The organism is Geobacillus sp. B4113_201601 (assembly GCF_001587475.1).
GTDB classification, from domain to species: Bacteria; Bacillota; Bacilli; order Bacillales; family Anoxybacillaceae; genus Geobacillus; species Geobacillus icigianus.
Window position 1 is genome coordinate 34,122 of sequence record NZ_LQYX01000093.1, and the last position, 23,802, is coordinate 57,923.

The following is a 23,802-nucleotide window of genomic DNA, read 5'->3' on the forward strand; positions in this document are numbered from 1 at the left end:
GGACATGATAACCATTGGTTTCGATGTATTAGAAAGCGCTTCCTTGCTACAACGGAGATGAGGAGGAGAAAATAATGACTCGGGTGAAAGTAGGGATTTTGGGAGCCGGAGGGATTGCCAAGGTACATACGTCGATCCTAAAGAAAGATGAGCGGGTTCAAATTATTGGGGTAGCGGATATTGTGGAAGAAAGAGCCGCTTCATTGGCGAAGGAAGCCGGGGAAGCAAAAGCGGTCAAAAGCCTCGAGGAATTATTTGATCTTGGTGTAGATGCTGTTTACGTGACGACGCCAAACACGATGCATGTTGAGCCGGTACTAAAATGTCTGGAAAACAATGTGCATGTCTTCTCAGAAAAACCGATGGCGACTTCTTTGGAGGGGGCAGAGCAAATCAGGCAAGCGGCTGAACGATCAAAGGCGATTTACAACTTGGGAATGAACCGCCGGTATGCGTCGGTGTATAAAAGAGTCAAGGAATTGGTTGATTCCGGGGAGGTAACCCCCTATTTGGCTCATGTAAAAATGAACCGCGGCGAACTGTTAAATCCTCCTTGGACGGCAAACCCGAAGGTGACGGGAGGCTTCTTGTATGAAACTCCTTTCCATTTGATGGATCTGTGCCGTTATTTATTTGGTGAAGTACAAACGGTTTACTGCGAAGCAAAACAAAACATTTCGACAGAGGAATTAGACACATTCGCGATTATGATGACGTTTGCTTCAGGGACAATCGTCAATTTTGTGACGTATGCTCATGCTGGATGGAGCTTTCCGTTTGAGAGTTTAGAGGTTTATGGAAAGTATTGCACGGTCGCTACCCAAGAACTTGAAAAAGTGATGTATGCTCCAGGGTTGCAGCAGACGGCGCAAATTCATGATTTTTATCAGTTGACCATTGAGGAAAAGTGGGGATATGCGGAAGAAGATCGACTGTTTATTGATGCGATTGTTCATAGCGCAAAGCCCCCGGTGACAGCTGAAGATGGCTTCCGCTCGATTCAATTGCTAGAGGCGATTTATGAAAGTGCTAAAACAGGGGAAATAATCCACTTTCGCCAAACAGCTCCGTCAAAATAAAAAGGCGGGTGAGAGAATGAGAGAGAAAAGACAAATCCGGATTGGCATGGTTGGTTATAAGTTTATGGGGAAAGCGCATAGCCATGCATTTCGCGATCTTCCCTTTTACTTCGACACAGATGTCATCCCAGTTCTGCAAGCCATTGCGGGCCGGGATGAGCAAGGAGTTAAAGAAGCGGCGAAAAAAATGGGATGGGCATCGTATGAAACAGATTGGCGCCGTCTGATGGAACGGGATGATATCGATGTCATCGATATTGTTACCCCAAACAATACGCATGCGGAAATTGCAATCGCGGCAGCGAAAGCAGGAAAACATATCATTTGTGAGAAACCGCTTGCTCTCACATTGGAACAATCGCTTGAAATGTTGGAAGCTGTCAAGCGAGCAGGTGTAGTTCATATGATTTGTCACAATTACCGTTTTGCTCCGGCGGTTCAGTTTGCCAAGCAGTTGATCGCACAAGGGCGACTGGGAAAAATTTACCACATTCGTGCTACGTTTTTGCAAGACTGGCTGATGGATCCGAACTTCCCGTTAATATGGCGCCTGAAAAAAGAAGTATCTGGATCAGGCACACACGGAGATCTTGGGGCGCATATTATCGACCTAGCCCGTTTCTTAGTCGGGGAATTCCGCGAAGTTGTCGGCATGGTGGAGACGTTTATTAAAAAACGGCCGCTTGGGGATATGGATATCCATTTAAAAGGGCGGATTGAAAGTACCGCATGGGGAGAAGTGGATGTTGACGATGCCTCCGCCTTTTTAGCCCGTTTTGAAAACGGGGCTTTAGGGGTATTCGAAGTCAGTCGTTTCAGTAGGGGGAATCGGGCGGGCAACCGTTTTGAAATCAATGGAGAACGTGGCTCGATCCGTTGGGATATGGAGAATATGAATAACCTCCAAGTGTATTTGGAAGATGACGAGCGCGGGCTGCAAGGATTTCGGACGATCAACTGCACAGAGGTGGAGCATCCGTATGCCTCGGCTTATTGGCCGGCTGGGCACATTATTGGCTATGAACATACATTTATTAACTTGTTGGTGGAAATGATGAATGGCATTGCCGGCGGGTACAGCCCTTCGCCGAACTTCGAAGACGGCGTTCGCAATCAAGCCGTGCTTGAGGCGGTGGAACGGTCGGTGCAAACTGGAGGATGGGTAAGCATTTCTGAAGTGCTACCGTCAGTGCAAGTGCAATCGCGTTGATGAAATACGACGATTTAGAAAGCGATCACATTAAGCAAAGAAAGGTGTGTGGATCATGACCGTTCGTTGTGCAGTTCTTGGATTAGGGCGCCTTGGACACCACCATGCGAAAAACTTGGCAACTCATCAAGTGAGCGGGGCGAAATTAGTGAGTGTCGTTGATCCCCTTGGAGAAAGAGCGGAGCAGTTCGCACGTGAATACGGGATCGAGTACTGGACCAAGAACCCGGATGATGTATTCGAGGATCCAACAATTGATGCCGTCGTGATCGTAACCCCGACGAGCACTCATGCAGAGATGATTGCAAAAGCAGCTAAAAACGGCAAAGCGATCTTCGTCGAGAAACCGCTTACTCAAAGTTTAGAGGAAGCCGATGACATCATTCAAACGATTCAGGAGACAGGTGTCATTTGTCAAGTCGGCTTTATGAGACGGTTTGATCCTGCTTATGCCGAGGCGAAGAGAAGAATTGAAGCGGGGGATATTGGCAAACCAATCTACTTTAAAGGGATTACAAGAGATGCTGGTTCACCTCCGGCTGAGTTTATTCAACATAGCGGCCGCGTATTTTTGGACGTTTCGATTCATGACTATGATATTGCCCGTTACTTAATGGGGGCAGAAATTACGTCTGTTTCCGCTCATGGAAGAGTACTGTTGCATTCATTTATGAAAGAGTTTAAAGATGTGGATCAGGCAATTACGTATGTCCATTTTGACTCTGGCGCAGCTGGGGATATCGAAGCAAGCCGGAACTCGCCATACGGGCACGATATTCGTACAGAGATCATCGGCACAGAAGGTTCGCTGTTTATTGGCACTTTGCGCAACCAAAATGTCACATTGTTGAATGCCAAAGGAAGCACGTACGAAATCATCCCTGATTTCCAAACGCGCTTCAATAATGCATACCGTTTAGAGCTTGTCCACTTTATCGAATGCATTCAAAACCGGCAAACGCCAAAAGTAACCGAAATTGATGGAAAAGTGAACTTAAAAATCGCCATTGCGGCGACTGAATCGTTTGACACCGGAAAAACAGTATGGCTCGAAGGACATGTAGCTGAGCAAACACGTTAATTGACGGCAGCGAGGCTATTCTAGAAGGCCGGTGAAAAACCGCTGTTTGCCTTGATCGATGGGTGAACGTGTGAAAATAGGGCTGAAGCTACAAGTTTTTTTACTTGGAGAGCGATTCCAAGAAGCTGTTGCCCTAGTAAATCACCGGCCTTCTAGGCTTCGTTTGTCATAAAAAACGTCCATAGGTCGGTTTCGCTCTCCATCGAGAGATGAACATGGCAGCTATGGATAGAGAAGTTTGAAAGAAACAAAGGGGACAAGGGGGCAAAAGGAAGATGAAAGGTCGAATGAAGTGGGTTTCGTTGATCTTGTTGTTTAGTTTTTCGTTGCTTTTTGCTTGTAACAAGCAACAAGAAACAGCTCAACCAGGGGACAAATCAGGGAAAATGGTCATCGGCGCGGCCCTTCCAGATTTTGATGACAAATGGCTGAGTTACTTGCAAGACGGAATGAAGGAATATGCCAAAACGCAAAAAGATGTGGAAGTCATTTACGTTGATGCGATGAATGACGCAAACAAGCAATTGTCTCAAGTGGAAAACTTTGTTCAACAAAAAGTGGATGCCATTGTCTTGATTCCTGTCGATACGGTTTCGGCGCCGCAAATGGTGGAAAAAGCGAATCAAGCGAACGTTCCAATCGTGGTTGTAAACCGTATTTTTGACGGGGTAGACAAGGCAACAGCCTATGTTGGTTCTGAATCGATCAAAGCTGGCATCATGCAAATGGAAGAAGTGGCAAAAATCTTAGGAGGCAAAGGAAACATCGCCATTATCAATGGCCAAATGGGTCAGGAAGCACAAATCAAGCGGACAGAAGGAAATAAGCAAGTGATAAAAAAATATCCGGGGATGAAAGTCGTTCTAGAAGGAACAGCAGAATGGGATCGTGCAAAGGGAATGGCGCTGATGGAAAATTGGTTGCAGTCGGGCAAAAAAATTGATGCTGTTGTCTCTAACAATGATGAAATGGCTATCGGTGCGATTATGGCACTGGAGGCTGCCGGAAAGTTAAATGATGTTGTTGTAGCAGGAGTTGATGCGACGCCGGATGCTCTTGAATATGTTAAGCAAGGAAAATTAAAAGTCACCGTCTATCAAAACGCGAAAGGTCAAGGACAAGCTGGATTAGAGACGGCTATTAAAGCGGCAAAAGGAGAAAAAGTAGAGAAATACAATTGGATTCCGTATGAGCTGGTTACGAAAGAGAATGTCGATGAGTACATCAAAAAGTGGCAATGAGAAAAGAAAAGGAAGGATGCTGCCGCGTTGCTGACATCCTTCCTAACATTCATTTTTCCTTTGTGAAACTAGCCTACCTAAGCTCATAGAACGGCCGACGTTATAAAGCCGCGGGGCAACCATCCGCTCTGATAAAAGGGGTAATCTATAGCGAAAAGGCGGGGTGCGAATGAGCAACAATTATGTATTGGAAATGATCGATATTACAAAAGAGTTTCCTGGAGTAAAGGCTTTGGATCGGGTGCAGCTGAAAGTAAAAAGAGGAACTGTACATGCACTGATGGGGGAAAATGGAGCGGGGAAGTCTACCTTAATGAAGATCCTGATCGGCATTTATACACCTGATCAAGGCAAGATCATGTTCGACGGGGAAGAGCTGAAAGTCTTCACGATTAAACAAGCGCTCGATAAAGGCATTTCGATGATTCATCAAGAGTTGAGCCCGGTTCCGAACATGACGGTGGCGGAAAATATTTTTCTCGGCAGAGAACCGAGTTATCCGTTCGCAGGTTGGGTCAAAATGAAGGAACTTATTCAAAAGACGAGACAACTATTTGAACAGCTTGAGATCGATATTGATCCCAATGCGAAAATGGGGGGGTTGAGCATTGCCAATATGCAGATGGTGGAAATTGCGAAAGCGATCTCTTACAATTCGAAGCTGATCATTATGGATGAACCGACGTCGGCCATTACGGAGAAAGAGGTTCATCACCTTTTCCACATCATTCGCTCTTTGAAAAAAGAGGGTGTATCCATTATTTATATTACTCATAAGATGGATGAACTCGAGCAAATCACCGATGAGGTGACCGTGCTGAGGGACGGGAAGTACATCGGGACGAAGCCGAGCCATCAAATTTCAAGGGATGAACTCATTCAAATGATGGTCGGAAGGGAATTGAATCAAATTTTCCATAAGCCAAAGATTCCGATCGGAGAAGTGGTGTTGTCGGTCAAAGGGTTGACGAAAAAAGGGAAATTTCATGATGTGAGCTTTGAAGTGCGGAAAGGGGAAATAGTCGGGTTTGCTGGGTTGATGGGGTCTGGAAGAACAGAAGTATTAGAAAGCGTTTTTGGCGTTGTCAAACCGGACGCGGGAGACATTTATGTTCACGGAAAAAAGGTTGCGATTCGCTCGGCACGGGACGCGATTCGATATGGGATGGGCCTGTTGACGGAAGACCGAAAACTGACAGGGCTGTTTTTACCGTTGTCTGTCGAGGACAACATGATCACGGTTACGGTCAACCAGTATACGAAGGCGGGTTTTTTGCAACAAAGAAAAATCCGCGAAGACTGTCAAAGGTTAGCCGAACAGCTTGCGATTAAAACGCCGAGTTTGCAGCAATTGATCAAATATTTAAGCGGGGGAAATCAGCAAAAAGCGCTCATTGCCCGATGGCTGCTTCACAATCCGGATATTTTGTTTCTCGATGAACCGACGAGGGGAATTGATGTAGGGGCGAAGGCGGAAATTTACAATTTAATTTTTGATCTCGCCAAGAAGGGAAAAGCGATCGTCGTAGTTTCTTCGGAAATGCCGGAAATATTGGGATTGAGCGACCGGATTATCGTTATGCATGAAGGAAGAAAAACAGGAGAGCTGACAAGGGAAGAAGCAACCCAAGAGCAGATTATGCAGCTGGCAACGGGCCAGTTGATCGAGGCGAAGCGATAAAGAACAGGGGGAATGGGTATGGAAAGCCAAGTTTCTGTTACGAACAAACAGGGGAAGGCAGGGATTTCTTCGACGGCTACGTCCAAGGACAAATTGTATCGATTTTTAAACCGATATGGCATGTTGGTGATTCTGATAGCACTCGTCATTTTGATGTCCATTCTTTCACCGACATTTTTTACAACCGGCAACTTATTAAATATTGTTCGACAAATGTCTGTTGTTGGAATTGTTGCGATTGGTGTCACGATTGTGATTATTACAACCGGCATTGACTTGTCATCCGGTTCTGTCATTGCTCTTGTCTCTGTCGTTGCGGCTAGCTTTGCGCACCCAGATACGTATCCGGTTGCTGTTCCGATTTTGACTGGTCTTGGACTAGGACTCTTTACAGGAGTCATCAACGGGACGATTATTTCGAAGGCGAAAATTGCTCCTTTTATTGTGACATTAGGGATGATGACAGCAGCTAGAGGTGCAGCACTGTTATTCAGTGATGGAAGACCAATCGGCAATTTGTCGCCGTCGTTTTTATGGATTGGGCAAGGAGATATTCTAGGAATTCCGGTTCCGATTCTCATTTTTGCGCTTGTGGGGGGCATTTCCTACATTCTATTAAATAAAACGAAGTTTGGCAAATACGTGTATGCAATTGGCGGAAATGAACAGGCGGCCATAATTGCCGGAGTCAATGTCGATAAATATAAGATTTTCGTTTACGCATATGCCGGGCTATTGTCAGGGGTGGCTGGACTCATCTTGACCTCGCGCATTTCCTCGGGGCAGCCGACGGCCGGGGTCATGTATGAACTCGATGCCATCGCTGCCGCGGTCATTGGCGGAACAAGCCTTGCCGGTGGGATCGGGACGATTGGTGGTACGATTGTCGGTGCGCTCATTATCGGTGTAATGAATAACGGCCTTGACTTACTAAACGTTTCTCCGTACTGGCAACAAATTCTCAAGGGGGTCATTATCACCGTAGCTGTATTCATTGATTCTCGCAAAAATCGCAAATGGTAGGATAGGAGGAGAATAATGAAAATCGTATTTAATGAGGCGACGACGTTAAAAAATTCTACATTAAAGAATGACTTAGAGCTATGTGAAAAATATGGTTATGACGGCATTGAAATTCGGCTTGATAAGTTGAAAGAATTTCTCGCTTCCTATACAGTTGACGACTTGAAACAATTCTTTGCTTCTCATTGTTTGAAACCGTATGCTTTCAATGCACTGGAGTTTATCACGTTCCGCGATGAGGAAGGATTCGGCCAAATCCGTCGCGATCTGCAGTTTTTGTGCGAAATTGGCGAACAAATTGGCTGCCAAACGGTGATTGTGGTTCCGACGTTTGATGTCGGTGATTATACGAAGTCGGAAATAAAAACGGAAACCGTTCGCGTGCTTCGGGAGTTAGCCGAGTTCAGCGAACCGTACGGCGTAAAAATTGCCCTCGAGTTTTGTGGATACCCGAATTGTTCCGTCAACACGTTCGCGCAAGCGTATGAGATTGTCAAATCGGTGGACAGCAGTCAAGTGGGCCTTGTTCTGGACTGCTTCCATTTTCACGCCATGAACTCCCGACTCGAAGACTTGCAGGCGGCCGATCCAATGGACATTTTCGTCTTTCATATTGATGATTGTGAAGATTTGCCGGTCGGAGCGTTACGCGATCACCATCGAGTGTGGCCGGGGGACGGGGCAATTGATTTAGATGGCATTTTACGCACCCTCCAATCCATTGGCTACAATGACATGGCTTCCATTGAGTTATTTAGGCCAGAATACTGGCAGTGGGAGGCGGAAGCGACGATTCAAACAGGAAGAGAAAAAATAGAGAAGGTTTTACGCTCGTATTTTGAGATCAAAACTGTTTAAACATTTACGGAGGGGAAAGCGCATGAAAACGGTCCGTCTGACGACCGCCCAAGCGTTAATCAAGTTTTTAGATCAGCAGTATGTCGAGTTTGATGGCAAGGTGCAAAAGTTTGTCAAAGGGATTTTTACGATTTTCGGTCATGGCAATGTGCTTGGCCTTGGCCAAGCGCTTGAGGAAGATCCTAGAGAGCTTGAAGTGTACCAAGGGCGCAATGAACAAGGAATGGCGCATGCAGCGATTGCCTTTGCCAAACAAAAACACCGGAGGCAAATAATGGCATGCACGTCATCCGTGGGCCCTGGGGCGGCGAATATGGTGACGGCAGCGGCGACAGCTTCGGCGAACCACATTCCGGTGCTATTGCTTCCGGGAGATACGTTCGCGACAAGACAGCCCGATCCGGTGCTTCAACAAATCGAGCACTGGCATGATTTGACAGTTTCCACAAACGATGCGTTTCGTGCTGTCAGTAAATATTGGGATCGCATCAGCCGCCCTGAGCAGCTGATGCCGGCTATGATCCAGGCCATGCGGGTGCTGACCGATCCGGCCAACACCGGGGCGGTTACCATTGCTTTGCCGCAAGATGTACAAGCGGAGGCATACGATTTTCCTGAATCCTTTTTCCAAAAACGTATTCATCGTATTGAACGCCGCATCCCTGCGACAGCGGCCATTCAGGACGCTGTAGAGTTAATCAGAAGAAAGAAAAAACCGATCATCATTTGCGGCGGCGGTGTCCGTTATTCGGAAGCGGCGGAAGAATTGAAACAGTTTGCCGAGAAATTCCACATTCCTTATGGGGAAACGCAAGCCGGCAAAAGCGCGATAGAAAGCACCCATCGGTATAATCTTGGGGGAATTGGCGTTACCGGCAATCTTGCCGCCAATACGATCGCAAAGGAAGCCGATTTGGTCATTGGAATTGGTACCCGTTACACTGATTTTACGACAGGCTCAAAACAGCTTTTCCAACATCCTGAAGTGGAATTTTTGACAATTAACGTTTCGGCCTTTGACGCTTGCAAATTGGATGCTGTCCGCGTCGTGGCCGATGCGAAACTCGCTCTTCTCGCCTTAACCGAGGAGTTGGAGCGCATCGGGTATCGATCCGGCTATACGAATGAAATAGATGTCGCGAAAAAGGCGTGGGAAGAAGAGCTGAACCGGCTGCATCACGTCCGCTACCGTCAGTCGGGCTTTCAGCCAGAAGTGGCCGGCCATCTCGATGAGTTGTTGCCTGAATACTCAGAGTTTTTCGGCTCGTCGTTAACGCAAACGGAAGTCATTGGCGCGATTAACAAGTGGATCGACGACGACGCGATTATCATCGGTGCAGCGGGCAGCCTGCCAGGGGACTTGCAGCGTATGTGGGTAGCGCACCGGCCCAATACGTATCATATGGAGTACGGCTATTCGTGCATGGGGTATGAGATTGCTGGTGCGCTTGGCGTGAAAATGGCGGAGCCGTATAAAGAAGTCTATGCGATGGTCGGCGATGGCAGCTACTTAATGCTTCACTCGGAGCTTGTAACGAGCATTCAGGAAAAGAAAAAAATTAATGTTCTCCTATTTGATAATGGTGGATTCGGCTGCATTAACAACTTGCAAATGGGTCATGGAATGGGCAGTTTCGCCACAGAATTCCGCTATCGCAATGAGGAAACCGGGCGCTTAGACGGGAGCTTGATTCCGATTAACTTCGCGCAAAGTGCGGCTGGCTATGGGGTGAAAACGTACAAGGTGCACACGCTCGAACAGTTAAAGGAAGCACTCGAAGATGCCAAACAACAATCGGTGTCGACATTGATTGATATTAAAGTGCTTCCAAAAACGATGACCCATGGTTATGAGTCATGGTGGCATGTCGGGGTGGCGGAAGTGTCCCGGAACCCAAAAATTGCGGAGGCATACAAACGGAAAGAACAACAATTGCAAAGGGCAAGAAAATATTGAACAACTGGAGTGAGAGAGATGGAAAAAACGGTTAATCCTTTTCGTATCGGCATTGCCCCGATCAGCTGGGTCAATGATGATATTCCGGGACTGGGTGATCACTATACCCAAGATCAAGTCTTATCCGAAATGGCGGAGCTTGGGTATGTTGCAACGGAAATGGGGCGCCTGTTCTCCCAAGATCCCCCGTCATTGAGGGCAAAACTGAACCAATATGGCATCGAGCTCGCCAGCAAATTCACCGGCGTGCTCTTTTCAGACCGTTCTCGTCTTGAAGAGGAACTCGAGACGTTCCGGTCTTGGGCGGAATATTTGCGCGATATGGGATGCAAGTATGCGATCGTCTGCGAAATGGGGGGATCGATGCATTGGGATCCACGCCGGGCGCCAGAAGAAAAAACGATTCAACGGCTCACGGATTCCGAATGGGAATGCCTTGTCGACGGATTGCATCGTGCCGCACATATATGCCAGGAGCTGGGGATGAAGCTCGTTTACCACTTTCACGCGGGAACGGTTGTCGAAACGGCTGACGAGATTGATCGCCTAATGCAGTTGACAGATCCGAACCTTGTCCATCTTTTGTATGATACAGGGCATGCGTTATACGGCGGATACGATCCAGTTGAACTGCTACATAAATATGCGGATCGGATTCAATACGTTCATTTAAAAGATGTACGGCGCGACATACTGGAGCAGGTGAAACGGGAACAGCTCGACTTTCGCAGTGCTGTGTTGCGCGGAATGTTTACCGTTCCTGGGGATGGGTGTATTGATTTTGTCCCGATTTTTTCCAAGCTGATGGAGATGAACTATGACGGTTGGATCATCGTCGAAGCAGAACAAGACCCGGACGTTGCCCGTCCATATACGTATGCGAAAATGGCCAAAGAGTATATCGACCATCATATTCAAACCCTATTAGCCGCACGTCAACGATAAAGGGGGGAGAAAACCATGAGCCGATTCATTATTTCCAGCCATTCGCCGAATGAAGAAGGGAACGTCGTCCGCGTAACACCGGAATCAGTGGGGTGGGAGTACGTCGGGTTTGAAGTGTATGTGTTGGTAAAAGGACAAACATTGCGAAAAGAGACGAAGGATCAGGAGGCTTGCCTTGTCCTTCTCAAAGGGAAAGCCAACATATACACGAGACATGAACGGTGGGAAAATATTGGACTGAGAATGGATGTTTTTGAGAAAGTTCCGCCATACTCAGTCTATGTCCCGTCCAATGATCGTTATGAAGTGCAAGCAGTGACTGATTTGGAGTTGGCCGTTTGTTTAGCGCCAGGGAAAGGAACGTATCCAGCCCGTTTGATTCCGCCAAGCGAAGTAGGAGTTGAAATACGCGGGGCGGGAAACATTGAGCGGCGGGTGCATAACATTCTTCCGGAGTCTAAACCGGCTGACAGCTTGCTTGTCGTTGAGGTATTTACGCCGGAAGGAAACTGGTCGAGTTACCCACCGCATAAACATGACCAGAACAATTTGCCGTATGAATCCTATTTAGAAGAAACGTATTATCATCGAATCTATCCGGACCACGGTTTTATGGTGCAACGGGTCTACACCGATGACCGTTCGATTGATGAAACGATGGTCGTGAAAAACGGAGATGTTGTCTTAGTGCCGAAAGGTTATCACCCGGTTTCCGCTCCCCCAGGTTATGAGGGGTATTACTTAAACGTCATGGCCGGACCCGTACGGACGTGGAAGTTCCATAATGACCCGGACCATGAGTGGGTGATGGAAAGCAAGTTTGCGGCCAAACAGAAGTAGAAACGATCCAAAAAGATGACAGGAAAGAGGCGGTTCGATGAATTTACTACCACTTGACCAGCAAAAACCGTTGGACTTTATCGCTGTCGGACGGCTATGCATCGATTTAAACGCCAATGAGATCCATCGGCCGATGGAAGAAACGATGACGTTTACCAAATATGTCGGCGGATCTCCGGCGAATATTGCCATCGGCATGGCCCGGCTTGGCATGAAAACAGGGTTTATCGGCCGAGTGGCCGACGACCAAATGGGCCGATTTATTGTTCGGTACTTAAAAAACAATGGCATTGATACATCCCATGTCATTACCGACAAGTCCGGCAGTGTGACGGGCTTGGCGTTTACCGAAATCAAGAGCCCGACCGACTGCAGCATCCTCATGTATCGCGATAATGTCGCTGATTTGAAACTGGAACCGAACGACATTCATGAAGACTATATTCGGCAGGCAAAATGTCTGCTGATTTCCGGGACGGCTTTGGCGAAAAGCCCGTCAAGAGAAGCGGTGTTTTTAGCGTTGGAGTATGCAAGACGTCATGCGGTCGTTGTCTTTTTCGATTTGGATTATCGCCCGTATACATGGCAATCCAAAGAGGAAACGGCAATCTATTACAACTTAGCCGCGGAAAAATGCGACGTGATCATCGGCACGAGAGAAGAATTTGACATGATGGAGCAGTTTGACGGCCAGCGGAGCGATGATGAACAAACAGCGCGAAAATGGTTTGATTACAACACGAAAATCGTTGTCATTAAGCATGGCAAAGACGGGTCGATCGCCTATACGAAAACAGGAGAAACATTTATCGGCACGATTTTCCCGGCGAATATTGTCAAAACGTTTGGAGCGGGCGATTCTTACGCTGCTGGGTTTATCTATGGATTAATGAATGGATGGACGATTCCAAAGGCGATGGAATATGGTGCAGCTGCCGCTTCGATTGTCATCTCGAGCCATAGTTGCTCTGATGCGATGCCAACGTTGGACCAAATTGAACAGTTCATTCAACAACATAAAAGCAGCTCGGCCACTGCGAAGTCATAATGAAAGGGGATCAACGAACATGACGATGACAACGGGAGTGCAAACCTTAAAAAACTATATTGGTGGGCAATGGGTGGAATCTCGTTCTGCGAAGACAGAAGCGGTTCCAAACCCGGCGACGGGCGAAGTGCTCGCTTACGTCCCGATTTCGAACCGTGAGGATTTGGATTATGCGGTTGCGGCAGCGAAAGAGGCGTTCAAAACATGGCGCAAAACGCCGGTGCCGCGCCGGGCGCGGATTTTATTCAAATACCAGCAGTTGCTTGTTGAACATTGGGAAGAACTGGCCCGGTTAGTGACATTAGAAAACGGAAAAAGCTACAACGAAGCCTACGGGGAGGTGCAGCGTGGAATTGAATGCGTGGAATTTGCCGCAGGTGCGCCGACACTCATGATGGGAAGACAGCTTCCTGACATTGCGACTGGCATTGAATCAGGAATGTATCGTTATCCGATTGGTGTCGTTGGGGGCATCACGCCGTTTAACTTCCCAATGATGGTTCCTTGCTGGATGTTCCCGCTGGCGATTGCCTGCGGAAACACGTTCGTCTTAAAACCGTCCGAACGCACGCCGATGTTGGCCAATCGCTTGGCTGAACTCTTTAAAGAAGCAGGGCTTCCGGACGGAGTGCTCAACATCGTTCATGGGGCGCATGATGTCGTGAACGGACTTTTGGAACATCCAGATGTGAAAGCAATCTCGTTTGTCGGTTCTCAACCAGTCGGCGAGTATGTGTATAAAACGGCAGCGGCTCACGGCAAACGCGTTCAGGCGCTGACGGGGGCCAAAAACCATTCCATCGTCATGCCGGATGCGGACTTGAAACTGGCTGTTCGTGAAATTATTAACGCGGCGTTCGGCTCGGCTGGAGAACGGTGCATGGCGGCGTCGGTCGTTGTCGCGGTTGGGGATATTGCTGATGAATTAGTTGAGAAGCTAGTGGCGGCCGCGAGTGAAATTAAGATAGGCAACGGGTTAGAGGAGAGCGTCTTTTTAGGCCCCGTCATTCGCGAAGCTCATAAACAACGGACGGTCAAATATATTGAACTCGGAGAAAAAGAAGGAGCCATTTTAGTGCGCGACGGGCGGAAGGATGCCGCGGTTCAGGACAATGGATACTTTATCGGTCCGACGATCTTTGACCGGGTCACCACCAACATGACAATTTGGAAAGATGAAATTTTCGCCCCTGTTCTTTCGATTGTGCGTGTTAATACATTAGATGAAGCCATTGAAGTCGCCAACAAATCTCCATTCGCCAACGGGGCATGCCTTTACACAAGAGATGGAGGAAATGTTCGTAAGTTCCGAGATGAAATCGATGCCGGGATGTTAGGGGTCAACTTAGGCGTTCCAGCACCGATGGCCTTCTTCCCGTTCTCTGGGTGGAAGAATTCGTTCTACGGCGACCTTCACGCCAACGGCATGGACGGTGTGGAGTTTTATACGCGTAAGAAAATGCTCACTGCTCGCTGGTAAGAGTGGTGGAAAAGGATCAGGCGCCTTATGGCGCTTGATGCTTTTCTCGTATGTGTGAACAGAAGGGGGAATCAAAATGCCGCTTGTCTCAATGAAGAACATGTTGCAATGCGCATTACGAGGAAACTATGCTGTCGGGCATTTTAACGTGAACAACTTGGAATTTGCCCAAGCCATTCTCCTAGGGGCCGAGGAAGAAGAGGCACCTGTCATTTTGGCCGTGAGCCCGGGATATATCGGACATCTTGGCGGGCTGCGAACGGCAGCAGCCATGGTCAAAGAACTCGTGAAAGAATACGGCATTACTGTGCCTGTCGCTCTCCATTTAGACCACGGCTCCTCCTATGAGCAATGCCTTGAGGCGATGGAAGCCGGGTTTACATCGGTGATGATCGATGCATCCCATTTCCCTTTAGAAGAAAATATTTCGATGACAAAAAAAGTCGTTGAGGCAGCAAGGTCCTTTGGTGTCTCCGTTGAAGCCGAGGTTGGAAGAATCGGAGGGCAAGAGGATGACGTAGTGGTCGATGAGGCGGAAGCAATGTACGCCATTCCGGAAGAATGTGAGCGGCTCGTTAAAGAAACGGGGGTCGACTGTCTGGCACCGGCGCTAGGTTCGGTTCACGGCCCGTATAAAGGGAAACCGAAATTAGGATTTGCGCAAATGGAACAAATCCAACGCTTAACCGGCGTGCCTCTTGTATTGCATGGGGGAACAGGAATTCCCTTGGATGATATCCGCAGAGCCATTTCGTTAGGAACAGCGAAAATTAACGTCAACACGGAAAACCAATTGGCTTTTACCCGAGGAATTCGCCGCTTATTCAATGAGAATGACAGTCTGTACGATCCAAGAAAATACCTTGGAGCGGGAAGGGAAGAAGTAAAACAGACCGTAAGACAAAAAATTCGCGAATTTGGTTCGGCAGGGAAAGCGAAAGAAGCTTTGTTGCCTTCATTTTCACAATAGCGGTCCGCAAACAGACCAAGGGGGGAGTGGAAGTGCATCGTGGCCCGTGGTACAAGGATCGTGTCCTTTTTCTTACCGCCTCGTTTTTCTTTTGGCTGTCCCTTTTTATTTATATGCCGATCTTATCTCCCTATATTGAAGAGATAGGGGGCACATACTCGTTTATCGGGCTTGTATTAGGCAGTTACGGCCTTATGCAGTTGTTGTGCCGCCTGCCTATTGGGATTGTATCCGACCTAGCACAAAGAAGAAAAACGTTTGTCATTTTAGGGATGGTCTTCGCCATGGGGAGTGGCTTTTTGTTTGCCCTCACCGACAGTTTAGGATGGGCGCTTACATCAAGGGCGCTGGCCGGAATTGCCGCGGCAACATGGGTAGCTTTTACCGTGCTGTATTCTTGCTACTTCCACTCCAAAGAAACTCATCGGGCGATGAGTCAAATTTCGCTGATTGTCGTTTTGGCGCAACTGACCGGCATGACGGTTAGCGGATATATGGTGGATCAATGGGGATGGCACGCTCCGTTTTGGGCTGGCGGGGTTCTTGGTGCGACGGGCGCCTTTCTTTCTATATGGGTTAGCGAGCCGAAGCGAGACGACGAACGAAGACAAACGATTCAACTGAAACATCTTCTTCTTGTGATCAAGGAACCACAGCTATGGAAAGTTTCTACTTTATCGGTATTGGCTCATGGGATCATTTTTACGACGATGTTTGGCTTTACCCCGGCCTATGCGTTGAAGATCGGTCTAAAAGAAGGAGATTTAAGTATGTTAACGTTTTGCTTTATGATTCCGCATGCCTTGGCGACTTTTTTTATTGGAAAAACGCTCGTTCCGCGATGGGGCAAGTGGGGCTCGCTTCTTATGGCGTTTTCTGGAACAGCGCTGTTTACGTTCATGATTCCAGCCGTTAGTGGAAGCATTTCTTTCTATGTTGTTCAAGCTGGCAACGGCTTTTTCCTTGGGCTGTTGTTTCCGTTGTTATTAGGAATGGCGATTGAGTCTGTTGATGAGGCCAAGAAAGCAACCGCCATGGGAACATATCAGGCCATTTATGCTATTGGCATGTTTGGCGGTCCGTATCTGGCCGGAATACTGAATGAGTCGATCCGTATCCAATTCGCGTTTTACTTCTCGGGGACGCTTGGGTTGGTCGCAATCGGATTGATTGTAGCATGGAAGCACGGGGAATGGATTCCATTGCTGAATAAAATCATTCATAAGGAGTATCAGTGAGTTTTCTTGCTGCTTAGACATAAAAATAGTGTTCACACTGCTGTTGATTCTTTACGATGGTCTAATCCCGTTATGCGAAAATTTTTCGTTTGTGAGCGGTGGCTTTCATTTCTATAAAAAGAATTTCCGAATTTTTCGTTGCGGGTTTCATCTAAGTACAAGTCGATATGAGAGGAATCAGCGGGATGTAGAACAAAATTTCAACTTAATATAGAAGGCTGGTGAAAAACAGCGGTTGTCCCTAGCTGACGTCCGATGACGTGAAACGAGAAGTGGATACCACAAGGTTTCTCAATTTGAGAAACAAGGCGGTGAAGCAACCTGCTCCAGTATCGCCCGCCATCCTAATTGAAGGATCATGTCCTGCTCCTTTCATGATCAAACGATACAGCCAATTCAAGGGTAAGTTTATGGATATTCATAGGGGCACCTTTTCCGATATGGCTATTTGCACCTACAGGAAAGGTGCTCTTTTTCAGGGGTTGTTGAATGGATAGAAAAGCAAAATTATTTGAGATACTATTTCTCAGTTTATGTGGCATACTTCATACACTTCAATACTTCTTTCGGGACGTATAGAGTATCTTCTGCGAGACAAGTAGTACAATGGATATCATAGAGATTAGTCTTTAGATAACCACTTTGTTTTTAGACAGTTCTCATAAACCTATCATCACTACTGTTTCTACCTCAATATATTCTCTCACAAAATAAAAAGCAAAATCATTTGTTTGTATTATAGACAAACAAAGATAATTGCTTTATAATTTACTTAAAAGTTTTAAAATTACTAGCCATTAGGGGGGGTTACTATGAAGAAGGTTTTAAAGTTCTTAAGCCCTGTCTTATTACTTTCTCTTATCTTCCTGTTGTTGTCCGGATGCGGGCAGGATGTCGCCAAAAATGAAAGCGGAAACAACAGCGGAAATCAGGCGGGCCAAGACAAAAAAATAAAAATTGGTTTTTCGGTATCCGACCTGACGCTTGAAAGATGGCAGCATGACCGTGACATTTTTGTTGAAGAGGCTAAGAAGTTAGGGGCCGATGTTTTAGTTCAGTCTGCAAACGGGGATAGCGAGAAGCAACTGTCGCAAATTCAAAATATGCTTTCCCAAGGGATTGATGTTTTAGTCATTGTAGCCGTTAATACGGAATCCTTATCACCAGTCATTCAACAGGCTAAAAAAGAAGGGGTCAAAGTGCTTGCTTACGACCGGCTTATCATGAATGCAGATGTCGATGCGTATGTGTCTTTTGACAACGTACGTGTCGGCGAAATGCAAGCGGAATATTTGGTGAAAAAAGTTCCTAAAGGAAACTACTTTTTATTAGGAGGTTCACCGACTGACAATAATGCCAAAATGTTTAGAGAAGGGCAAATGAAGGTATTGCAACCACTAATCGATAAAGGTGATATTAAGGTTGTCGGGGATCAATGGGCAAAAGACTGGCAAGCTTCTGAAGCAATGAGAATTATTGAGAATGCATTGACGGCCAACAAAAACCAAATTGATGCGATTGTGGCATCAAATGACAGCACGGCAGGCGGGGCGATCCAAGCGTTGAAAGCTCAAGGATTGGACGGAAAAGTGGCGATTTCTGGTCAAGACGCCGACTTGGCTGCCGTTCAGCGGATTGTCGAAGGCACTCAATCCATGACGGTGTACAAACCGATTAAGAGCATCGCGACAAAGTCCGCGGAAGTGGCTGTACAGCTGGCGAAAGGAGAGAAAATTCAAACTGATGAAACGATAAATAATGGAAAAGTGGATGTACCATTTATCAAGTTGGATCCAATCATGGTGGATAAAGATAATGTCATTGATACCGTTATTAAAGACGGATTTCACTCGTATGATGAAGTTTATAAAAATGTGCCCGAAGATAAACGCCCGCCGCGTCCATAATTCGCTAGAATCGATGGGCGGACAGCATCTTCGCTTAAAGGCGCGAATGCTGTCCGTCGTTTCTAAACTTAGTTTACCAATTTAACTTTCTTTGTTAGTAGGTGGGATCTATGCAACCGTATATTTTGGAAATGAAGGGAATTACAAAAGAGTTTCCGGGGGTTCGGGCATTGGACAACGTGACTTTTTCCGTTCGTAAGGGAGAGATCCATGCCCTTTGTGGAGAAAATGGTGCTGGGAAATCGACGTTGATGAAAGTTCTCAGCGGCGTTTATCCATATGGGACATACGAGGGAAGGATTTATATTGAGGGAAAGGAAGTTCGATTTAAAACCATTAAAGAGTCACAGGCAGCGGGAATTGCTATTATTTATCAAGAATTGGCGTTGGTTGACGAAATGACCGTTGCCGAGAATTTATTTCTTGGTCATGAGTTAATGCAACGGAGATATATAGACTGGAATCGGTTGTACTCGGAGACGCAAAAATGGTTGCAAAAAATCGGGTTGAATATTGACCCGGAAACAAAGATTCGAGATTTAACGGTAGGCAAGCAACAGTTAGTAGAAATCGCCAAAGCACTCGCCCAAGACGCTAAGATCATTATTTTAGATGAGCCGACAGCTGCACTGACGGACAGTGATGTAGAAGTGTTAAAACAAATTCTTCGAGACCTTCGCGCCCAAGGAGTTACTTGTATTTATATTTCCCATAAACTAAACGAAGTTATGGAATTGGCTGACACAGTAACAGTTTTACGTGACGGACAAACCGTTAGTACGGATTCTATTGATCAGTTGACGGAAGAACGGATTATTGCAAAGATGGTAGGTCGGGAACTGAACGAGTTATATCCTTATGAACCTCGAGATATTGGACCAGAAGTGCTTAAAGTAGAAAACTATTCTGTTAGAGATCAAAGGACAGGACGAACAATCATCGGGGATGTCTCTTTTTCCTTACGGAGAGGCGAGATTTTAGGAATTTCCGGATTGATGGGCTCTGGAAGGACAGAACTGTTTACTAGCCTGTTTGGCGCTTATCGCGGAAAGAAAGAAGGAACTGTTTGGATTGATGGCAAACAAGTTCATATTCACCGGCCTTTGGAAGCGATTGAATGTGGAATGGCGTATGTGTCTGAAGATCGGAAAAAGTATGGACTTGTTTTAGAGATGGATATTATTAAAAATACTACTCTTGTTGCATTAAAAAAGGTGGCAAGGCGGCATGTGATTGATCGGGCGCTGGAGGTCAAACAGGCGGAAGAAATCACGAGAAAAATGAAATTAAAAGCCCCTTCTTTAGAAGCGAAAGTATCTCAGCTTAGTGGAGGCAATCAGCAAAAAATCGTGTTGAGCAAGTGGCTCTTGAGCAATCCTAAAATATTAATTTTGGATGAACCCACTCGTGGAATCGACGTCGGAGCCAAATACGAAATTTATAAAATCATTAACGAGCTGGCTAGACAGGGGGTGGCAATTGTTTTGATTTCATCTGAGCTGCCAGAAGTCATGGGAATGTCAGACCGCATTTTAGTCATGTCAGAAGGACGAATAACCGGGGAATTTCAACGACATGAGGCAACGCAAGAAAAAATTATGACTTGTGCAACAGGAGGAAAAAAGGATGAAAAATCCACTTCCTACAACTACATTGGGAAACCGAACGGATCAGAAGGTGCAATGGAAATTTGACTTCCGTTCTTATACACTGATTATCGCACTATTTTTAATCGCTGTGATTTTTGGTTTCTTAACTGACTGGGAATTCGTTTCGTCCCGGAATTTGTCTAACTTATTTATGCAAATGTCTGTGATTTCTGCTTTAGCCATTGGAATGACACTGATTATTATAGCTGGTCACATTGATCTGTCAGTGGGTTCGGTTGTTGGACTGACTGGAGGGATTGCGGCGATTTTGCAAGTATGGCATGGTTGGGGGACCATCAGTGTCATTTTAGTGGCGATTGCCGCCGGAGCGTTGATTGGACTCTGGCAAGGATGGTGGGTGGCTTATCGCGGTGTTCCTGCTTTTATTGTCACCTTGGGAGGAATGTTAATTTTTCGGGGGATTTTAATCGGGATTAGCAATGGTGAAACCGTAGCACCGTTAGATAATAGTTTTGAAGCGATTGGAAACAGTTATCTTCCTTATGCAATCGGCTATATTTTAGCGATTGTTAGCATCATTCTATTATTTGTTTCCGTAGAGAGAAATAGAAAAAAACGAAAAGAGCTAGGTTTGGCGCTTAATTCAAAGGCAAATGATTATGGAAAAATATTAGGCTATTCGCTGTGTATTTTTGTTCTCGTGTACATGCTAAACCGTTACTATGGTGTTCCCATCCCCATGCTTATTGTTATTTTACTGGCGATGATCTTTGTTTTCATCGCTGTAAAGACACCATTTGGACGATATATTTATGCGATCGGCGGGAATATTGAGGCGGCTGCATTATCCGGAATCAACATTAAGAGAGTCGTGCTGTCCGTTTTTGTTTTAATGGGAACTCTTTCCGCTGTAGCAGGTATTCTTTTAACAAGCCGGCTGAATGCAGCTACAGTAAGCGGTGGGGAAATGTATGAACTCGATGCCATCGCTGCTTGTGTCATTGGCGGTACGAGCCTGATGGGAGGAAGAGGAAATATTGTCGGGGCGATTATTGGCGCTCTGATCATGGCTAGTATCGATAACGGTATGAGCATGATGAACATTGAAACATTTTGGCAATATATTGTAAAAGGGTTAATTTTGATTATCGCTGTTTGGGCAGATATCTCAAGCAAAAGTAAGGCAAGTTGATTCTACGATATTTCGGTTTGTTTGTCTGGAGAATGAGGGGCTGGCTTGTTTTGGTGCCAGCCTCTCCCTTTGAAAATGGAAAGGAGAGACGAAACATGGGGAGTAAAGTTCGCTTTGGTATTATGAGTACAGCGGCCATTGCCAAAGACGTGATGATTCCGGCCATTCGCCGGACGGATCGCGCTGAAGTCGTGGCGATCGCCAGTGAAAGCGGGAAAGCCAGCGAAGCGGCGCGGGCGCTCGGCATTCCAAAGGCGTATGACAGCTACGGACAGCTGCTTGATGACCCGGACGTCGACGCGGTGTACATTCCGCTTCCGAACAGCCTGCACGCGGAATGGACGATCAAAGCGGCACAGAAGAAAAAACATGTGCTTTGCGAAAAACCGGCTGCCTTATGCGAAGAGGACGCCCAGCGAATGATCAGAGCGTGTGAAGAGCGCGGGGTTTTATTTATGGAAGCGTTCATGTACCAGTTCCATCCGCAGCATGAGCGAGTCAAACAGCTTCTCGCTGCCGGTGAGATCGGTGACGTCACGTATATGCGTGCCCATTTCTCTTTTTATTTGCAAGATCGGGAAACGAATATCCGCATGAACCCTGAGCTTGGTGGGGGAAGCTTGTTCGATGTCGGCTGCTATTGCGTGCACTCGACAAGACACATCCTTGGTGCCGAACCAATCGAATTATTTGTTCAATCCCATTTTGATCCGCACCGTTCGGTCGATGTAACGACGAATGGTTGGATGAGGATGGAAAACGGTGTGCTTGCGCAGTTCACGTGCAGTTTTGACATGCTCTTTCAGAACGAATACGAAGTGGTGGGCACGAAGGGAAAAATCGTTGTCTCGCGGGCGTATCGGCCGGATGTCGATGGCGGTGAGGGACGGATTACGATCGTAACGGCTGATGGAAGGGAGTGCGAGGAAACGGTGTCAGGCGATCAATACGCGCTGCAAATCGAGCACTTCTCGCGCGCTGTTCTTGAAGGCACACCGCTGTTGTATTCGCCAGAGCGTATGATCAAACAAGCGCGGGCGCTCGACGCTTGCCGAACATCGACGAAGACAGGAAACATCGTAAGGTTATAAGGAAGGGGAAGCAACATGAAATTGACATATGAGAAATGGGCTGGATATAACGGAAAAGAAGTGCTTTTGTTTACATTGACCAATGATCACGGCGTAGAATTGTCGGCGATGAACTATGGATGTGTTGTCACGAGGCTATGCGTTCCTGACCGAAACGGCAACATCGAAAATGTCGTACTTGGGTTTGACCGGTTTAAGCCGTATATCGAAAATACGCCATACTTTGGTGCAGCCATCGGCCGCGTGGCTGGGCGCATTCAAGGGGCAAGCTTTGAGCTTGAGGGCGTTACATATCGGTTAGCGAAAAACGAAAACAACAACCATCTGCACGGCGGTTCGAACGGCTTTCACCGAGTGCTTTGGCAGGCAGAACCGATCCATCGCGATGATGCGGTCGGCGTCGTTTTTTCGTACACGAGCCCGGACGGAGAGGAAGGGTATCCGGGAACTTTGGAAGTGCAAGTGGCGTACTGGCTGAACAATGACAACGAATGGACGGTGACGTACCGAGCCCGTTCGGACAAAACGACGTTGCTCAACTTGACGAATCATACGTATTTTAACTTAAGCGGCAACGGCAAACGTGATATTTTGGACCATACGCTGACGATCCAAAGCTCGCGTGTGCTCGAACTAAACGAAGAACTGATTCCGACAGGCCGCGTCTTGGATGTCGCCGGAACACCGTTTGATTTGCGGCACGGAAAGGCGATCCGGGAGGCGGTTGAATCTGGGCATCCGCAAATCGAACTCGTTGGCGGGGGCTATGACCATCCGTTTTGGCTCGACCGGCATCATGACAAAGAAATTGTACTCTATGACCAAGAGAGCGGACGAATGTTGACGGTGGAGACGGACGAAGCCGGCGTGGTCGTGTACACATCGAACCAGTTGCCGGAAGGGATGGATTTAGGCGGCGTGCCGTCGCGGAAATACTTAGGCATCTGCCTTGAAACACAAGGGTTGCCTGATGCGATTCATCATCCTCAATTTCCGTCGATCGTATTGCCGGCTGACGAGGAGCAGGTGTCGATGACAAGGTATCGATTTAGTGTTGACTAAGTTGAATTTGAAAATCTGAAAGCAGTTGTGTAAACAGAAGGCCATCATAACAAGTGTCGGGATGTAAAGTATTACGTACTGTAGATGAGCATTTTTCGTTACAGTAATTTCCATACCCTAAGAGACAAACAGGGGACCCCTTAGGCGACATGGAGCTGTTTTTTGATCACATCAATGGGAATATCTTGTTTTGCGGCGTCATAGATGAACTCGACGACGCTGTGTCCTTTCCGAGACCGAAGAAGCTCCAGTCCGGAAGAGAGGTCTTGTTGAGATTCCGCGATGCTGT

General features: G+C 46.9%; 19 protein-coding genes and 1 pseudogene. 19 read left to right on the top strand and 1 reads right to left on the bottom strand.

Going from position 1 to position 23,802, the window contains the following annotated elements:
* The first annotated feature begins 74 nt into the window (after nt 1-74).
* The 19 genes from B4113_RS13200 to B4113_RS13290 all read left to right on the top strand — a co-directional run bounded on the left by B4113_RS13200 (nt 75) and on the right by B4113_RS13290 (nt 23,513).
* Nucleotides 75-1,079, top strand: a complete 1,005-nt coding sequence (locus B4113_RS13200) for a Gfo/Idh/MocA family protein (protein WP_033843776.1) — start codon at nt 75-77, stop codon at nt 1,077-1,079.
* A 16-nt stretch (nt 1,080-1,095) separates the two neighbouring features.
* Complete coding sequence (locus B4113_RS13205; RefSeq protein ID WP_033843777.1) at nt 1,096-2,289, top strand: Gfo/Idh/MocA family protein; 1,194 nt, start codon at nt 1,096-1,098, stop codon at nt 2,287-2,289.
* A 55-nt stretch (nt 2,290-2,344) separates the two neighbouring features.
* Nucleotides 2,345-3,370, top strand: coding sequence for a Gfo/Idh/MocA family oxidoreductase (locus tag B4113_RS13210; RefSeq protein ID WP_033843778.1), 1,026 nt, complete (start codon nt 2,345-2,347; stop codon nt 3,368-3,370).
* 275 nt (nt 3,371-3,645) lie between these two features.
* Nucleotides 3,646-4,611 carry a sugar ABC transporter substrate-binding protein gene (locus B4113_RS13215; RefSeq protein ID WP_033843779.1) on the top strand — a complete coding sequence of 322 codons (966 nt, stop codon included), beginning with the start codon at nt 3,646-3,648 and terminating at the stop codon, nt 4,609-4,611.
* 169 nt (nt 4,612-4,780) lie between these two features.
* A complete protein-coding gene (locus B4113_RS13220) occupies nt 4,781-6,292 on the top strand; it encodes a sugar ABC transporter ATP-binding protein (RefSeq protein ID WP_033843780.1) in 1,512 nt (503 codons plus the stop codon).
* Nucleotides 6,293-6,310: 18 nt separating this feature from the next.
* Nucleotides 6,311-7,315, top strand: coding sequence for an ABC transporter permease (locus B4113_RS13225; RefSeq protein WP_033844900.1), 1,005 nt, complete (start codon nt 6,311-6,313; stop codon nt 7,313-7,315).
* A gap of 15 nt (nt 7,316-7,330) precedes the next feature.
* Nucleotides 7,331-8,173, top strand: a complete 843-nt coding sequence (locus B4113_RS13230) for a sugar phosphate isomerase/epimerase (RefSeq protein ID WP_033843781.1) — start codon at nt 7,331-7,333, stop codon at nt 8,171-8,173.
* 22 nt (nt 8,174-8,195) lie between these two features.
* Complete coding sequence (iolD, locus tag B4113_RS13235) at nt 8,196-10,130, top strand: 3D-(3,5/4)-trihydroxycyclohexane-1,2-dione acylhydrolase (decyclizing) (RefSeq protein ID WP_033843782.1); 1,935 nt, start codon at nt 8,196-8,198, stop codon at nt 10,128-10,130.
* Nucleotides 10,131-10,148: 18 nt separating this feature from the next.
* Nucleotides 10,149-11,075, top strand: a complete 927-nt coding sequence (iolE, locus tag B4113_RS13240; protein ID WP_033843783.1) for a myo-inosose-2 dehydratase — start codon at nt 10,149-10,151, stop codon at nt 11,073-11,075.
* Between the two features lie 15 nt (nt 11,076-11,090).
* A complete protein-coding gene (gene iolB / locus B4113_RS13245) occupies nt 11,091-11,915 on the top strand; it encodes a 5-deoxy-glucuronate isomerase (protein WP_033843785.1) in 825 nt (274 codons plus the stop codon).
* Nucleotides 11,916-11,952: 37 nt separating this feature from the next.
* Entirely contained in the window at nt 11,953-12,963 is a 1,011-nt protein-coding gene (gene iolC, locus B4113_RS13250; protein WP_033843786.1) for a 5-dehydro-2-deoxygluconokinase, read from the top strand.
* Nucleotides 12,964-12,982: 19 nt separating this feature from the next.
* Nucleotides 12,983-14,443, top strand: a complete 1,461-nt coding sequence (locus B4113_RS13255) for a CoA-acylating methylmalonate-semialdehyde dehydrogenase (RefSeq protein WP_033843787.1) — start codon at nt 12,983-12,985, stop codon at nt 14,441-14,443.
* Between the two features lie 76 nt (nt 14,444-14,519).
* Nucleotides 14,520-15,413 (top strand): class II fructose-1,6-bisphosphate aldolase, encoded by an 894-nt coding sequence (gene fba, locus B4113_RS13260; RefSeq protein ID WP_033843788.1) that lies wholly within the window; start codon nt 14,520-14,522, stop codon nt 15,411-15,413.
* Nucleotides 15,414-15,445: 32 nt separating this feature from the next.
* Nucleotides 15,446-16,651, top strand: a complete 1,206-nt coding sequence (locus B4113_RS13265; RefSeq protein ID WP_033843790.1) for an MFS transporter — start codon at nt 15,446-15,448, stop codon at nt 16,649-16,651.
* Between the two features lie 812 nt (nt 16,652-17,463).
* Nucleotides 17,464-18,558 (top strand): D-xylose ABC transporter substrate-binding protein, encoded by a 1,095-nt coding sequence (xylF, locus tag B4113_RS13270; RefSeq protein ID WP_033843791.1) that lies wholly within the window; start codon nt 17,464-17,466, stop codon nt 18,556-18,558.
* Nucleotides 18,559-18,668: 110 nt separating this feature from the next.
* A complete protein-coding gene (locus B4113_RS13275; RefSeq protein WP_081897208.1) occupies nt 18,669-20,252 on the top strand; it encodes a xylose ABC transporter ATP-binding protein in 1,584 nt (527 codons plus the stop codon).
* Nucleotides 20,185-21,360, top strand: coding sequence for a sugar ABC transporter permease (locus tag B4113_RS13280; RefSeq protein WP_033843792.1), 1,176 nt, complete (start codon nt 20,185-20,187; stop codon nt 21,358-21,360). The genes B4113_RS13275 and B4113_RS13280 overlap by 68 nt, the downstream gene beginning before the upstream one ends.
* A gap of 95 nt (nt 21,361-21,455) precedes the next feature.
* The gene (locus B4113_RS13285) at nt 21,456-22,451 is read left to right on the top strand and encodes a Gfo/Idh/MocA family protein (protein WP_033843793.1); all 996 of its coding nucleotides are present in this window, start codon (nt 21,456-21,458) and stop codon (nt 22,449-22,451) included.
* 15 nt (nt 22,452-22,466) lie between these two features.
* Nucleotides 22,467-23,513, top strand: a complete 1,047-nt coding sequence (locus B4113_RS13290) for an aldose epimerase family protein (protein ID WP_033843794.1) — start codon at nt 22,467-22,469, stop codon at nt 23,511-23,513.
* 140 nt (nt 23,514-23,653) lie between these two features.
* Here B4113_RS13290 and B4113_RS20645 read toward each other — a convergent pair.
* Nucleotides 23,654-23,802 (bottom strand): annotated as a pseudogene (locus B4113_RS20645) (IS701 family transposase); the annotation flags it as partial.

Bases quoted from the DNA above. Each gene is read 5' to 3' on its own strand.
- B4113_RS13205 (WP_033843777.1), top strand. From the start codon at position 1,096: ATGAGAGAGAAAAGACAAATCCGGATTGGCATGGTTGGTTATAAGTTT.
- iolC (WP_033843786.1), top strand. From the start codon at position 11,953: ATGAATTTACTACCACTTGACCAGCAAAAACCGTTGGACTTTATCGCT.
- iolD (WP_033843782.1), top strand. From the start codon at position 8,196: ATGAAAACGGTCCGTCTGACGACCGCCCAAGCGTTAATCAAGTTTTTA.
- B4113_RS13255 (WP_033843787.1), top strand. From the start codon at position 12,983: ATGACGATGACAACGGGAGTGCAAACCTTAAAAAACTATATTGGTGGG.
- B4113_RS13220 (WP_033843780.1), top strand. From the start codon at position 4,781: ATGAGCAACAATTATGTATTGGAAATGATCGATATTACAAAAGAGTTT.
- B4113_RS13225 (WP_033844900.1), top strand. From the start codon at position 6,311: ATGGAAAGCCAAGTTTCTGTTACGAACAAACAGGGGAAGGCAGGGATT.
- fba (WP_033843788.1), top strand. From the start codon at position 14,520: ATGCCGCTTGTCTCAATGAAGAACATGTTGCAATGCGCATTACGAGGA.
- B4113_RS13280 (WP_033843792.1), top strand. From the start codon at position 20,185: ATGAAAAATCCACTTCCTACAACTACATTGGGAAACCGAACGGATCAG.
- B4113_RS13290 (WP_033843794.1), top strand. From the start codon at position 22,467: ATGAAATTGACATATGAGAAATGGGCTGGATATAACGGAAAAGAAGTG.
- B4113_RS13275 (WP_081897208.1), top strand. From the start codon at position 18,669: ATGCAACCGTATATTTTGGAAATGAAGGGAATTACAAAAGAGTTTCCG.
- B4113_RS13230 (WP_033843781.1), top strand. From the start codon at position 7,331: ATGAAAATCGTATTTAATGAGGCGACGACGTTAAAAAATTCTACATTA.
- B4113_RS13215 (WP_033843779.1), top strand. From the start codon at position 3,646: ATGAAAGGTCGAATGAAGTGGGTTTCGTTGATCTTGTTGTTTAGTTTT.
- iolB (WP_033843785.1), top strand. From the start codon at position 11,091: ATGAGCCGATTCATTATTTCCAGCCATTCGCCGAATGAAGAAGGGAAC.
- B4113_RS13285 (WP_033843793.1), top strand. From the start codon at position 21,456: ATGGGGAGTAAAGTTCGCTTTGGTATTATGAGTACAGCGGCCATTGCC.
- iolE (WP_033843783.1), top strand. From the start codon at position 10,149: ATGGAAAAAACGGTTAATCCTTTTCGTATCGGCATTGCCCCGATCAGC.
- B4113_RS13200 (WP_033843776.1), top strand. From the start codon at position 75: ATGACTCGGGTGAAAGTAGGGATTTTGGGAGCCGGAGGGATTGCCAAG.
- B4113_RS13210 (WP_033843778.1), top strand. From the start codon at position 2,345: ATGACCGTTCGTTGTGCAGTTCTTGGATTAGGGCGCCTTGGACACCAC.
- xylF (WP_033843791.1), top strand. From the start codon at position 17,464: ATGAAGAAGGTTTTAAAGTTCTTAAGCCCTGTCTTATTACTTTCTCTT.